This window comes from Aquimarina sediminis, assembly GCF_002895435.1.
GTDB classification, from domain to species: Bacteria; Bacteroidota; Bacteroidia; order Flavobacteriales; family Flavobacteriaceae; genus Aquimarina; species Aquimarina sediminis.
In genome coordinates, this window is record NZ_POYJ01000001.1 from 849,924 (window position 1) to 863,872 (window position 13,949).

The 13,949-nt window shown below is 33.9% G+C and carries 14 protein-coding genes and 1 tRNA gene; 6 read left to right on the forward strand and 9 right to left on the reverse strand.

Annotated elements, in window-relative coordinates; translation table 11 throughout:
* Positions 1-224: 224 nt before the first annotated feature.
* The 7 genes from murA to C1X07_RS03810 form a co-directional block, all read right to left on the reverse strand.
* A complete protein-coding gene (murA, locus tag C1X07_RS03780; RefSeq protein WP_103068616.1) occupies positions 225-1,541 on the reverse strand; it encodes a UDP-N-acetylglucosamine 1-carboxyvinyltransferase in 1,317 nt (438 codons plus the stop codon).
* A gap of 48 nt (positions 1,542-1,589) precedes the next feature.
* On the reverse strand, positions 1,590-2,243 hold the full coding sequence (locus C1X07_RS03785; RefSeq protein ID WP_103068617.1) for a DUF4290 domain-containing protein: 654 nt from the start codon (positions 2,241-2,243) through the stop codon (positions 1,590-1,592).
* Between the two features lie 288 nt (positions 2,244-2,531).
* Positions 2,532-2,816, reverse strand: coding sequence for a DUF493 family protein (locus tag C1X07_RS03790; protein WP_103068618.1), 285 nt, complete (start codon positions 2,814-2,816; stop codon positions 2,532-2,534).
* A gap of 47 nt (positions 2,817-2,863) precedes the next feature.
* Positions 2,864-3,526 (reverse strand): nucleotidyltransferase family protein, encoded by a 663-nt coding sequence (locus tag C1X07_RS03795; protein WP_103068619.1) that lies wholly within the window; start codon positions 3,524-3,526, stop codon positions 2,864-2,866.
* Positions 3,504-4,589 (reverse strand): XdhC family protein, encoded by a 1,086-nt coding sequence (locus C1X07_RS03800; protein WP_241507182.1) that lies wholly within the window; start codon positions 4,587-4,589, stop codon positions 3,504-3,506. The genes C1X07_RS03795 and C1X07_RS03800 overlap by 23 nt, the downstream gene beginning before the upstream one ends.
* A complete protein-coding gene (locus C1X07_RS03805; protein WP_103068620.1) occupies positions 4,567-6,720 on the reverse strand; it encodes a molybdopterin cofactor-binding domain-containing protein in 2,154 nt (717 codons plus the stop codon). Before C1X07_RS03805 ends, C1X07_RS03800 begins: the two co-directional genes overlap by 23 nt.
* Positions 6,721-6,740: 20 nt before the next feature.
* A complete protein-coding gene (locus C1X07_RS03810) occupies positions 6,741-7,202 on the reverse strand; it encodes a (2Fe-2S)-binding protein (protein WP_103068621.1) in 462 nt (153 codons plus the stop codon).
* A 529-nt stretch (positions 7,203-7,731) separates the two neighbouring features.
* On the opposite strand from C1X07_RS03810, the gene C1X07_RS03815 reads away from it, so the two are divergent.
* From C1X07_RS03815 to C1X07_RS03835, 5 genes are all read left to right on the forward strand, one after another.
* Entirely contained in the window at positions 7,732-8,289 is a 558-nt protein-coding gene (locus C1X07_RS03815; protein WP_103068622.1) for an AAA family ATPase, read from the forward strand.
* A 1-nt stretch (position 8,290) separates the two neighbouring features.
* Positions 8,291-10,192: a RecQ family ATP-dependent DNA helicase gene (locus C1X07_RS03820; protein WP_317046066.1), complete on the forward strand. Its 1,902-nt coding sequence runs from the start codon at positions 8,291-8,293 to the stop codon at positions 10,190-10,192.
* Positions 10,193-10,197: 5 nt separating this feature from the next.
* Positions 10,198-11,145, forward strand: a complete 948-nt coding sequence (gene fmt, locus C1X07_RS03825; protein WP_103068623.1) for a methionyl-tRNA formyltransferase — start codon at positions 10,198-10,200, stop codon at positions 11,143-11,145.
* 187 nt (positions 11,146-11,332) lie between these two features.
* Positions 11,333-11,605, forward strand: coding sequence for an HU family DNA-binding protein (locus C1X07_RS03830; RefSeq protein WP_103068624.1), 273 nt, complete (start codon positions 11,333-11,335; stop codon positions 11,603-11,605).
* 135 nt (positions 11,606-11,740) lie between these two features.
* Positions 11,741-12,301, forward strand: a complete 561-nt coding sequence (locus tag C1X07_RS03835; protein ID WP_103068625.1) for a YqgE/AlgH family protein — start codon at positions 11,741-11,743, stop codon at positions 12,299-12,301.
* Here C1X07_RS03835 and C1X07_RS03840 read toward each other — a convergent pair.
* Both C1X07_RS03840 and C1X07_RS03845 read right to left on the reverse strand, forming a co-directional pair.
* Positions 12,298-13,146 (reverse strand): aminotransferase class IV, encoded by an 849-nt coding sequence (locus tag C1X07_RS03840; RefSeq protein ID WP_103068800.1) that lies wholly within the window; start codon positions 13,144-13,146, stop codon positions 12,298-12,300. The two genes, C1X07_RS03835 and C1X07_RS03840, sit on opposite strands and share 4 nt — an antisense overlap.
* A gap of 60 nt (positions 13,147-13,206) precedes the next feature.
* On the reverse strand, positions 13,207-13,599 hold the full coding sequence (locus C1X07_RS03845) for an START-like domain-containing protein (protein ID WP_103068626.1): 393 nt from the start codon (positions 13,597-13,599) through the stop codon (positions 13,207-13,209).
* A gap of 199 nt (positions 13,600-13,798) precedes the next feature.
* On the opposite strand from C1X07_RS03845, the gene C1X07_RS03850 reads away from it, so the two are divergent.
* Positions 13,799-13,872: transfer RNA gene (locus tag C1X07_RS03850), tRNA-Met, on the forward strand.
* The last annotated feature ends 77 nt before the right edge of the window (positions 13,873-13,949 follow it).

The window sequence follows — 13,949 nt, forward strand, 5'->3', positions numbered from 1 at the left end:
CTGAATATAGGGGTCAAAAGAAACAAAATACTTATTCTTATACAAGGTTTTATTCTATTTATTCTGCAATATTACAGTAGTACAAAAAAAGAAAACCGGAGCTTAAATATTCGAAAGAATTCATTAAATGGGAGTTGGTCTCATAAAATGATTGGGCATAATAAAAAAAGCTTTTCAAAATTTGTTAAGAAAAGCTTTTTTGATTTATCATAATATCATCAAAGTTATGATGAAATTCTTGTTATTTTGGCTCCAATTGCTCTAAGACGTTCATCTATATTCTCGTATCCTCGATCAATTTGTTCTATATTATGTATTGTAGAAGTTCCTTTAGCACTTAATGCTGCAATCAATAGCGATATCCCTGCTCTAATATCAGGTGATACCATGGTGGTAGCTTTTAATACAGATTGAAAATCATGTCCTATTATTGTAGCCCTATGTGGATCACATAGAATAATTTTGGCTCCCATATCAATAAGTTTATCGACAAAAAACAGACGGCTTTCAAACATTTTTTGATGTACCATCACTTCTCCTTTAGCTTGTGTAGCCACGACCAACACTATACTAAGTAAATCGGGAGTAAACCCTGGCCAAGGAGCATCAGCGATCGTCATAAATGATCCATCTATATAACTTTCTATCTGATATCCTTCAGTATGAGCTGGAATATAGATGTCATCTCCTACTTTTTCTAATGTAATTCCTAGTTTTCTAAATGTATTTGGGATTACACCAAGGTTTTCCCAGCTTACATTTTTAATAGTTATTTCACTTTTGGTCATGGCAGCCAGACCTATCCAAGATCCAATTTCTATCATATCTGGTAGTACACGATGCTCGCATCCTCTTAGAGATTCTACTCCATTTATCACCAATAAATTAGAACCAACACCAGATATTTTTGCTCCCATTGAGTTGAGCATTTTACACAATTGCTGCAAGTAAGGTTCGCAAGCAGCATTATATATGGTGGTAGTTCCTTTGGCGAGTACCGCAGCCATAACAATATTTGCCGTTCCTGTTACTGATGCTTCATCAAGTAACATATAGGTACCTGTTAGCCCATCAGGTGCTTCTACACCATAAAAACGTTCTTCTTTATTATATCTGAACTCTGCTCCAAGATTTATAAATCCTTCAAAATGAGTATCTAATCGTCTTCTACCAATTTTATCACCTCCCGGTCTAGGGATATATCCTTTTCCAAATCTAGCCAATAATGGACCTACAATCATGATTGACCCTCTTAGCCCACTTCCTTCTTTCTTAAACTGTTCACTCTCGAGGTAGTCTAGATTGAGTGCATCACTTTTAAAGGAATATTTTCCTTTTCCCAGTTTTTGTATCTTGACTCCAAGATTTCTAAGAATATCTATTAGTTTATTAACATCTCTTATATCCGGGATATTAGAAATTGTTACTTCTTCTGGTGTTAATAATACGGCACAAAGAATTTGTAGGGCTTCATTTTTGGCTCCTTGTGGAGTTATCTCTCCTTTGAGCTGGTGCCCTCCCTCTATCTGAAAAGTACTCATGTAATCGTCAATAATTAGTGGTTAGAAAATTTGGTAGTTGGTTTTGGTTTAGTAGCGTTTTTTACCACGATTGTTATTTCGGTAATTCTTTTTGCCACCACTATTATTCGTAGTATGTTTTTTCTTATTTCCTCTCATAAGATTTGAAGAGTCCATAAGAATTTCACTACTTCCTTTAAGATTAATCTTACCATCACTTAGTTCATAAAGATGATTAAAAATAGCGCTATCTTCTACTGTATCTTTATTCCAGTTCAGATAGCATTTTTTCATATGATTAGCAATAGTCAAGGTAAGCGCATTTTTTAAATCTCCTTCTTCCCAACTATTTGCTACATCAATCATTCTTTTAATATTATTTCCGTAAAAACGATATTTAGGAAAATTCTGAGGATAATTGAGGCGCTCTGGTCTCTCTTGCAATTTTTCTTTAGTCAACACAGGAAAAGGAGTGTCCACATCAAGTTTAAAATCACTCATAATAAATAACTGATCCCACAACTTATGCTGAAACTCAGGCACATCTCTTAGATGTGGTTGTAGATTTCCCATCACCGCAATAATAGATTTAGCAACCTTATTACGCTCTTCTCTATCCTCGATAGCGACTGCATGATTGATCATTTTCTGCAAATGACGACCATACTCAGGAATAATCAGTTTCTCACGCTCAGTATTATATTCAATATTATATATGTCCATAAAATGTATGTAAAAAAAATGTAGAGATAGCCTAAAATATCAATGTGTAAAGTGATGTTACAATAAGTAATTGAAGACTCCTAACAAGCAATGATGTGTAAAGTTTATAGGTTCGGTTTGACAATTAGATCCCTTTTTGGGCTATTCTATAATTTGTTTCGCAAAATACTAAAATAAAATAAGTATGCTACGATCATTGCCAAATTTATTTCCGAACCTTTTATATTGACTCTATACTTCTATAAACTAAAGGCTAACCATCACTATAATAGAACAAGTGACTATACATTATAAAGATATTACTCCCTCTACCTTATCTGCAACTTCTTTGTATTTGAGAATCACATGGTCAGGGTTTTTCATTCTTACATTAATTGATACGCTTGTATACTTTCCATTTTTGGATTGCTTTGTACTTATTACTGACCCCAAGTTGTCAAAAATAGTTTCGATTTGTGCTATCTTAGCAGTATCTGTAGGTACTATAAACTTGTATAAGTAAGCAGTAGGCCAAAGAGATGTATCTGCCAGCTGTAATTTTAATTTTTTGTAAAATTCTTCTTGATCTTTCATAATAATCTATTCCTGCAAAATTTAGACCAAAGATAATAGGTTACTTTTTATTTTTTATCAGAACAAAGATCGGTGTTTTTATTAGTTGTTTTTGGAAGAAAATAGCGTTTTATTACATTTTTGTATTCTGCTATTGTATCGATATCTACACCTCTGGTGCTTGCTAATACCGTTTTTACATTATCTATATTTTTTTTGATAACATATCTAGCCCCATGATCAGCCTGTAATCCACTCAATTCATCAAAAAATATTGCAGGGATTATTGCCGGTACACCGATAACGCCCTCTCCAAGATCTGTTGCGACAATTCTATTAGTGTTTTTGTTAAACAACTCTTTTAATGCTTCAAAATGAATACTACCTAACAATGGTTGATCTATTAATGAAATTAAGACAGCATCATACGACAAATTGTCTTGTTGTATCCACTGTATTCCATATTGTATGGAAGTTCCCATTCCCGATTCCCAATCTACATTTTCAAGTATTTGGATAGGAAAATGCTTAATCTTGTTATAAATAGCATTATAATTTGCCCCCAAAACTACGTGAATCGATGTGTTTTTTAACAATAGACTTTGTTGTATAGAATGTCCTATCAAATTTGTATCACCCCAAGGTAACAATTGCTTTGGTTCGCCCATTCTACTGGAGGATCCAGCTGCCAAAATGAGATGTGCTATTTCAGGATTTGACTTTAACGACATCTAACTCTTTCCTTTTAGGATCATCATGAATAGCTCCTATTTTTTCTTGTAATGGTATTGGATTTTGCCCTCTTATTACCGACAAAATTTCTGCAATAACTGAGATAGCAATTTCTTGTGGGGTTTCTGCTCCCAAGTTTAATCCTGCAGGACCATGTATTGCATCCAAAAAAGTATCTGAAACCTCTGGGAAATATTCTATAAAGGCAGAAAGTAGCTTTTCTCGACGACGTGCAGGTCCTAAAAGACCAATATAGGCAGGTCTAACCTCTTTTATTGCTTGAAGATATAATAGATCCTTGGCAAAATTATGTGTCATTAGAACAATTGCTGTTTGATTATCTACATTGTCTATATTCAAATTTTCTGGTATGCTATGAATTATATTTTTTGCTCCCGGAAAATCTTCTAATTGTTTAGGGCTACTGGGTGAACCTATTATAATTACTTCCCATCCCGTTGCCGTGGCTAATTTACATAGCTGTACGGCATCATGTTCTATTCCTATTATCACTAACCTAAAACACGGTTGTATTTCTCGTCTAAAGTTATTGAGAGATTCATCTTGCACGACATTATCTGAAAAAGAAAATGTCTTTTCTTTATTAAATTGTACTATAGAGCCCATAGACGAAATATCTGTCTCCGTTTTAGAAAATACAGATACAATTGTGAAAGTTGTTCTAGATTTCAGATAATCTCTTATTGTTTCTATTATAGTTTTACTAATATCGAATGTTTCTATCAAAATATACAATAGCCCTTCACATCCCAATCGATATTTACCATCATAGGTCATCATTTTTGGTTTTCCCGATTGAAATACGGATTGCGCTTGGCGTAATACTTCTTTTTCTACGCAACCTCCGCTAACGGCACCTGTCATTTTTCCATTTTGAAGTATTAGCATACCAACTCCAGGTCTTCTATAAGAAGAACCTTCAACATCCACTACGGTAGCAATAACAGCAGGGATTCCCTGCTGTTTTGCTTTAGAATAGGATTCTATTATTTCTATAAATTCGTGAGTCATAAAAGTATTATCCAAGTGGAGCTTTGGCATTCATATTTTTAATAAACGGTTGTTTATAAATACGTATCCCTTTGGCTGCTTTAATTGCATTTGCAACTGCTGCTCCCGCTGGTGGTAATGTAGGTTCTCCTAAACCTGTAGGAGCAATATCACTTTCTACAAAATGCGTTTCTACTACTGGAGTTTCATTGATACGTATCAAACGATATGTATCAAAATTTTTATCTTGTGGCACTCCTTCTTTAAACGAAAAGTCTCCATACATAGCATGACCAACACCATCAATTACACCTCCTTCAATTTGATTTTTGGCTCCCAATGGGTTTACTACTATTCCACAATCCACCACACAGGTCACTTTTTTAACCACAGGAATATCATTTTCTAACACTACATCTGCTACCTCTGCTACATGAGTGTTATGGCAATAATACGCACTAAACCCTTGATAAACCCCTTCTTTTTCTTTTCCCCATCCTGATTTATCAACCGCCACTTTAATCACTTTCTCTAACCTTTCTGGAGAATATTCGATTCTATCATCTGTGGTTCCTTTTACTTTTTGAAGTAAATCCAAACGCAACTGGATACGATCAATTTCTAATATTTCTGCCAGCTCATCAAAAAAGCTTTGTTCTGCAAACGATAAAAAGTTTGTATATGGGGCTCTCCATGCTCCTGTAGTAATCTTACTGCTATATTTGGCTACATCAACCTGGTAATTTTCTACTGCTCCCGCCGGAAAAAAATTAGGGATAAGACCATACATATTTGAGTTTATTGAAGCTTCCTTAAGATGATACCCTGTTATTTTACCTTCTTTAATCGATGCTCCTATCTTATACTTTATTGCAGGTCGATATATTCCAGCAGACATATCATCTTCTCTAGAAAACACAACTTTAACCGGTTTTTTGGCTATTTTTGATACTTGTGCAGCTTCCATAGCAAAATCACCATAAAGTCGTCTTCCAAAACCACCTCCCATTCTAGTCATTTCTACAGAGACGTCTTCAGGATCACGATCTAATTCTTTGGCTATCCAACGTGCTGTACCTGCAGGAGTCTGTATTGGTCCTACCAAGCGTACTTTTTCTTCGGTAACATCTGCAAAGAAGTTCATGGGTTCCATACAATTATGAGGTAAAAAAGGAGACTCATATGTTCTTTCTATTACCTGATCTGCTTCGGCAAAAGCTTTTTTCACATCACCATCCGATCTTAGGGTATCAAACTCTTTACCATTAAGAAGGTCTGTAAGCAGTTTATCATGCTCTTCGGTACTTTCTAATTTCGAATCAGTACTCCAGTTTGCTTTTAAAGCATTTTTACCTTTCATTGCTGTCCAGGTATCTTTTGCTAAAACGGCAATTTTATCTCCAAACTTGACTACATCATATACTCCAGAAATTGCTTTAGTAGCTGCATCATCAAAATCAACTAATTTTTTACCAAAAGCAGGAGGTCGTAATACCGAGGCATACACCATTCCTTCTTCTTTATAATCCATTCCATATAGTGATTTTCCTTCCAGAATATTATCAATATCTACATTCGGAATATCTTTTCCTATAATTTTAAAATCTTTTGGATCCTTTAATACTACATTCTCTGGTACTTCTAAAGCTGCTGCTGCTTTAACCACTTCTCCATACCCCAATGTTTCTCCATTAGAATTAGTAATTACTCCGTTTTCTGTTTTGCATTCTGAGGCATCTACACCCCATTTGGCTGCGGCAGCATTAATTAGCATTTGTCTGGCTGTAGCACCAGTTTGTCGCAGAGGCTCCCAGCCAAATCTAAGAGATTGGCTTCCACCGGCAACTTGTCTGGTAAAGTTTTTGGTATCCAAGGCTCCTTGCGCTACATGCACATTATCCCAAGACACATCTAACTCTTCTGCAATAAGCATTGGCATTGACGTCTTAACTCCCTGCCCAATTTCTGGATTTGGTGAAAAGATAGTTACCATCCCATTATCTGCTATTTTAATAAATGCATTGAAGTCATTAAAATTTAATTTAGAAATATCAACCGGAGGTGCCACCTCGGGTTTACATGCTTGAAATAAGTTAAACCCAATTAGCATTCCGCCACCAGCTAAAGCTGATGTTTTTAAAAAAGACCTTCTACTTACTGAAGGAGAGATACTATTTTTCATCTGTTTAAAATTTAAAAGGGTTAACTCATTTTACTGGCAGCAAGTTCTACAGCCTTTTCTATTCTATTATACGATGCACATCTGCATATATTACCACTCATGGCATCTCTAATTTCTGATTTATTAGGATTTGCATTTTCTTTTAGGAATGCGGCGGCAGACATCATTTGCCCAGCCTGACAATAGCCACATTGCGGTACATCAATTTCTTTCCATGCTTCCTGAACAGGATGTATAGTATCTTCAGATAATCCTTCAATGGTCGTAATCTCCATATCTTGAGCTGTAGAAACTGGAAGTAAACAACTTCTTGTAGCGGTACCATCGATATGTATAGTACAAGCTCCACATTGACCGACACCACAACCATACTTGGTTCCTACCATATCCAAATGATCTCGCAACACCCACAAAAGAGGAGTGTCTTTATCAGCCTCAACACTGTGAGATTGACCGTTAATTTTTAAATTATAAACAGGCATGAGTTTAATTTTAAGATTTATTTTTAACTAATCTAAATAAAGCAAAAGAGAGTAAATTGCTAATGAAGTTACTAAAAATTCACTTCGTTGATTCAACTTTAACAGATCATTACAATTTTAGATAGTTAATCCAAATAGGATGTATCTCTTCTACTTTTTCGGCAATAGCCACTGTTAGTTTTTATATTGTGATATTCTTATATCCCCGTAAAACACAATACTCTTCCTAAAATAAGCAAATCCAATTTCTCTATTAAAATCTTTTTGCTAAGCGACCAATATGCCACTACAAATTGAATATTTACCTCGACATACTGCTAAAACCGCACTATTTGTATTTTATCTAAGAATTAATGTTTTTGATAGAAATTAGTTGCCTTTTTGGGTCCAGACAGTTTTTGAATATTAGAAATCTACAAGGTTAAAGCATCTAATATTATACCGTTTTTGTATTTTGGAATAGAAAACTTTAAACGACTTCTTTTTAAAATCCTTTAATAATTACGAAATTTGCAACAAAACTAATCTTTTGATAAGTAAAAGAATTCTAATCACCGGGGGACCGGGAACAGGCAAAACCTCTATAATTAATAAATTGGAAGAGGGTAATTTTTTCTGTTTTCATGAAATTATACGTAGTATGACTCAGGAAGCATTAAAGAGTAATGATTCTACTACAATTGTTTCTAACCCTATAGTTTCTGTATCTGATCCGTATCATTTTAATTTACAAATTCTGAACGGAAGAATTGATCAATTCGAAGAAGGAGCGTCTCAAAATGATCATCTTTTGTTTTATGACAGAGGCATTCCTGATGTATTGGCATATATGAACTATTTTGATCAGCCCATAGATGATTATTTTATAAATGCTTGCAAAAAACATATTTATGATCAAGTATTTTTATTACCTCCATGGAAAGAAATTTACATCTCTGATGGTGAGCGTTATGAAAGTTATGAGCAAGCAACAGAAATACATCATTCTCTCTTAGATATTTATCGTCAATTTGGATATAATTGTTTTGAGGTTCCTTTTGGCAGCATAGAGGAACGCTATGATTTTATTATAAAAAACATAAAATAATTTGATAAAACCTCCTGTAAAAATATTACAACACTACTGGAAGCATTCTAGTTTTAAGCCCATGCAAGAAGAGATCATCTCTTCTGTACTTAAGAATGAGGATACTTTTGCTTTGTTGCCTACGGGAGGAGGCAAATCAATTTGTTTTCAGATACCCGCTTTGCTAATGGATGGTATCTGCATTGTTATTTCTCCTTTGGTTGCCCTAATGCAAGATCAGGTAAAAAACTTACACCAAAAAGGCATTAAAGCAATCGCGTTGCCAAGTGGTATCAAATATGCTGAATTAGATACTTTGCTGGATAATTGTATTTATGGCAATTACAAGTTTTTATATCTTTCTCCAGAGCGACTTCAACAAGATATTGTACAGGAGCGATTAAAGCAAATGAACATTAATCTTATTGCTGTAGATGAGGCGCATTGTATTTCGCAATGGGGAAATGATTTCAGACCTTCTTATAAAAAAATAGAAATCTTAAGGAAACTGCACCCTTCTGTACCCATGATTGCTCTGACAGCATCAGCTACTTCAGAGGTTGTAAATGATATTATTGTAGAACTGGATCTATTTCAACCCAAAATTTTTAAACAATCGTTTTTCAGAGCTAATCTGGGATATATGATTGAAAATGTCGTAGATAAAAAGTATAAGCTTACTCAAATTCTGAGTGCACACTCTGGCACCTCTATTGTTTATGTGCGTAATAGAAAATCTGCTGTTGAGCTAAGTGATTTTCTAAATGCTAGTGGGTATTCTGCTACCTATTACCATGGAGGGGTTGATTCTGAAAGCAAGACAAAACGATTTAAGCAATGGCTGAAAGAAGAAGTAAGAGTTATGGTTGCTACCAATGCCTTTGGGATGGGTATAGATAAACCTAATGTTCGCACTGTTATTCACTACACAATTCCAGAAAGTATAGAAAGTTACTTTCAAGAAGCAGGTAGAGCAGGTCGCGATACTAAGACATCCTATGCTTTTCTCTTAAAGAATAAAAACGACAACCAAAGACTTCACAACCAATTCATAAAAGTATTACCCGACATTGATACAGTAAAACTAGTTTATCGAAAACTATGCAATTACTTTAGAATATCATATGGCGAGGGAGAACAAACCGTCCATAATTTTGAATTTAATACATTTTGTAAAACTTATAATCTTAATACATTAATTACCTATAATGTATTTCTATTTCTAGATCGTTGTGGTGTCATTAGGTTTATGAAACGATTTACTAAAAAAAGTAAACTGCATGTTTTAACAACCGGAAACCATCTTTTGGATTTTTTAGACGACAACAAAGAATATGAATTGATTACCAAAGCCATCCTAAGAACGTATGGTGGGATCTTTGATGAAGAAGTACCTATCAATATACCAATGATTGCTTCTAAAATAAACACCCCAGATTCAAAAATAATCCAAGTACTTCGTAAATTAGAAGAAGCCGAATTATTAAAATTTGATCATAAAATTTCTGATGCAGAAATTATCTTTTTACTCCCCAGAGAAGATGACCACACTATCAATAGAATTAAACATCATCTAATAGAACAAAACACTTCAAAAATTAAAAAAGTAGAAGCTATCTTAAAATTTACAGAAAACATTACTGAATGTAGAAGCAGGCAATTGCTGCATTATTTTGGAGAGGAAAATACGCAAGATTGTGGTATCTGTACCTTTTGCATTACTCAAAAAAGTAACACTACACCTACTGATCTTAATAAAATACAAGAGGATATCATCTCACTTTTAAAAAGAAAAAACTTATCTTCAAGAGATTTACTAGCCGAACTTACTTATCCTGAAAAATTAGTTCTTAATGTATTACGGGAAATGAATGAACATCAAATCATAAAAATCAACTACGATAATAACTACCAATTAGTATAAAAATAATGAGAGATTTACGAATTCTGTTTATGGGGACTCCAGATTTTGCTGTCGAGACCTTAAAAGCCATCATAGAGCATAGGTATAATGTAGTTGGGGTTATTACGGCTCCCGATAGACCAGCAGGTAGAGGAAGAAAACTTAGAGCTTCTGCTGTAAAAGAGTATGCTATTACTAAAAATCTAAAGGTTCTGCAACCCACTAATCTAAAAGATGACAGTTTTATTGAAGAATTATCTTTACTAAAAGCAAACCTTAATATAGTTGTAGCGTTTAGAATGCTCCCCAAAGTAGTTTGGAATATGCCAGAATACGGTACTTTCAATCTACATGCTTCACTTCTGCCAGATTATCGTGGAGCAGCACCAATTAATTGGGCAATCATTAATGGTGAACAAAAAACAGGGATTACTACTTTTTTTATAGATGAAAAAATAGATACAGGTCATGTTATATTTCAAAAAGAGGTAACAATAGATAGTGATGATACTGCCGGTATTTTGCATGACAAGCTTATGGTACAAGGAGGAAAACTGGTAATTGATACTATAAAGGCTATAGAAAATGATTCGGTAACCGTAAAACCTCAACCCAAAGAGGATACATTTAAAACAGCCTACAAATTAAATCGTGAAAACACTAAAATCAATTGGGAAGAAGACATTAATACTATTCACAATCTTATAAGAGGACTAAGTCCTTACCCTTCTGCTTGGTGTCAATTATACAATAAAGGTATATCAGAAAATATAAAAATATATGATGCCAAATCTATTATAGAAGCTCACAACCATGAGACTGGTAAAGTTATTATTGAGGATTCTATCATAAAAGTTGCTGTAAAAAGTGGATATATACTTCTCAATAAACTACAACTTCCCGGAAAAAAAGCGATGGAGTCTAAAGCACTATTAAATGGCTATGTTTTTTATAGAGATGCAAAAATGAGTTAAGTCTAGGGTGCGACTAGGGTATGAAAATCGATATAAACAACTATGGTTATTAACAATCACCTTGAGTTATCAACAAATCCCTGTATTTACTGGGCTAATCCTTGCATGAATCATAAATCCGTATAAATTTGTAAAGCGTTTAACATAAAAGATTGGTTTAACCAACAATTAATTTAAAAACAGAATTATGAACAAAACAGAATTAATCGATGCAATGGCAGCTGACGCTGGAATTACTAAAGCAGCGGCTAAAAAAGCCTTAGAATCTTTCTTAGGAAACGTTGAAGGTACTCTTAAAAAAGGAGGACGTGTTTCTTTAGTTGGATTCGGATCTTGGTCAGTTTCTCAAAGAGCTGCAAGAGAAGGTAGAAACCCTCAAACTGGTAAGACTATTAAAATCGCTGCTAAAAACGTTGTTAAGTTTAAGGCTGGTGCTGATTTATCAAGTTCAGTAAACTAATCAGTTCGTTTCCGATATTATTTAAGAGCCTCCAAATACCGGAGGCTTTTTTTTATGCTTTTTCTACAAAAAACAATGAACTACTTTGATTTTTAGAAATATTTATTTAGATTTAAGATAACCAAAATAGTTAATATGATATCACTTCAACCCTCGAAAGGACATTTATTAATCGCTGAACCATCCATTATTGGAGACGTCTCTTTTAATCGTTCGGTAGTTCTTTTGGCGGATCATAGTGACCAAGGCTCTATTGGTTTTATAATGAATAAACCTCTTGAATATTTTCTTGCAGATCTGGTTCCCGAAATAGAAGTAGAATTTAAAATATATAATGGTGGTCCGGTAGAGCAGGATAACCTCTATTTTATACACAAAGTACCTGATCTAATTCCTAATAGCGTAGAGATATCCGGAGGAATCTATTGGGGTGGCGACTTTACCATAGTATCCAGGCTTATTGCTGATGACAAAATTACACCTAGCGAAATCAGATTCTTTCTTGGATATTCTGGTTGGGATTCAAAACAGCTTAATCAAGAACTTGAAGCTAACTCTTGGGTTATTGTAGAGAATAATTACAAAAAGAATATTTTTGGAAAGTCGTATGACACCTTCTGGAAAGAGAAAATGATCGAACTAGGAGGAGAATATCTACTATGGTCTAATGCTCCAGAAGATCCCACTTATAATTAACCTCCTAATCTAATCCTGCTATTTAGTATACCAAGTAATCTTTTACTTGTTTTAGAGGTATAATTCTTTTTCCTAAACTTGGTAACGGGTCGAATTCCGGTTATAACATTAGTAATAAACAATTCATCTGCTTTTTGTAACTCAAAAGGAGAAATTGAACCTTCTTCCACTTTATAATCCGGTAATTTTTCGAGTATGCGTAATAATTGAGTTCGTAAAATTCCTTTTAAGCACCCATCTGATATAGGTGGTGTTTTTATAACATCACCTTTTACCAAAAATAAATTCCCATTAAGAGCTTCGATTACCATCTTATCAGAATTCATCAATACACAATTATCAAAACCATTTTCTTTAGCAAAAATCCCTCCTAAAATATTTACTAGCTTATTATTGGATTTAAGAGTTGATAGAAGGTCTTTTGCCACATAGTGATCTTTAAAAAGTGTAATTTCATACTCCTGATCAGAAATCGTATAAAAAGTAGATTCTATTTTGGTAACTGATATAGTATAATCTATATCATGAGAAGAAGGGGTATACAACCCTCCTGACGACCTATTAACTATTATTTTAACTCTTACAGAAGAATTAAGTAATCCATTTTCTGTAACAATATCGATAATTTCCTGTTCCAAAAACTCTGGGGTAAATTGCATAGGAATTTGCATCCTAAGAATTCGCATAGAAGCCATTAGTCTAAAATAATGATCTTCCCAAAACAAAATTGTTCCCGAATTTACTCTAATGGTCTCAAATAAAGCATCACCATAGGTATAACCCCTATTATTAATCGCTAGTGTTGCTTTATTATCTTCCACCAAATTTCCATTAATATTAATCATAAAAAAAAGTCCCATAAATTTAACTCTATGGGTGATAAAATTTATAAAAAAAAAGAAGATTTAAGCCGAGCCCAAAACATGTTTAAGGTTACCTATCATATTATCCCATAACATTTTGTTTTCATCCATCTCATCATCATCAGAATAATCTGTTATCATAAGAGAAACATCTTTGGTTATTTCATCCACTTGTATACGGATTTCGAAGAAATAATCATTTCCTTCTTCTTCATCTTCTACCCATCTAAATTTGATTCGTTCACCGCTCTTTCTACTTAATAGTTTTGCCTCTTCTTCAGAGTCATCCCAGATAAAAGTAAACAACTCTCCTCTCGAATTTACATTATCCGCAAACCACTCTGAAAGCCCAGATGGAGTAGATATATATTGATATAATAGTTGCGGTGAAGACTGTACCACAAATTCAAGTTCATATTTTGTTTTTTCAGACATATCATTAATTGTTGGTAAGCCAATATATAGATTAATTATCGACTATAAAAGGACAATGAAAAAAAAATTATTTATGCATTATTGTTTGCGACATTCCATTTTGTTTTTATATTTGCACCCTCCTTGAGAGCAGATAACAAAAATGTTCTTTTTACATACACTTTAATACAGTGTTTTGTAATTACAAAACAAGGAATATGGCGAGGTAGCTCAGTTGGTTAGAGCGTCGGATTCATAACCCGGAGGTCACGAGTTCAAATCTCGTTCTCGCTACTACAAAATCAAGCAGTTACAAATATTTGTAACTGCTTTTTTTATGTTTCAAATGTAAATTTTCTTTAATCTGGTTT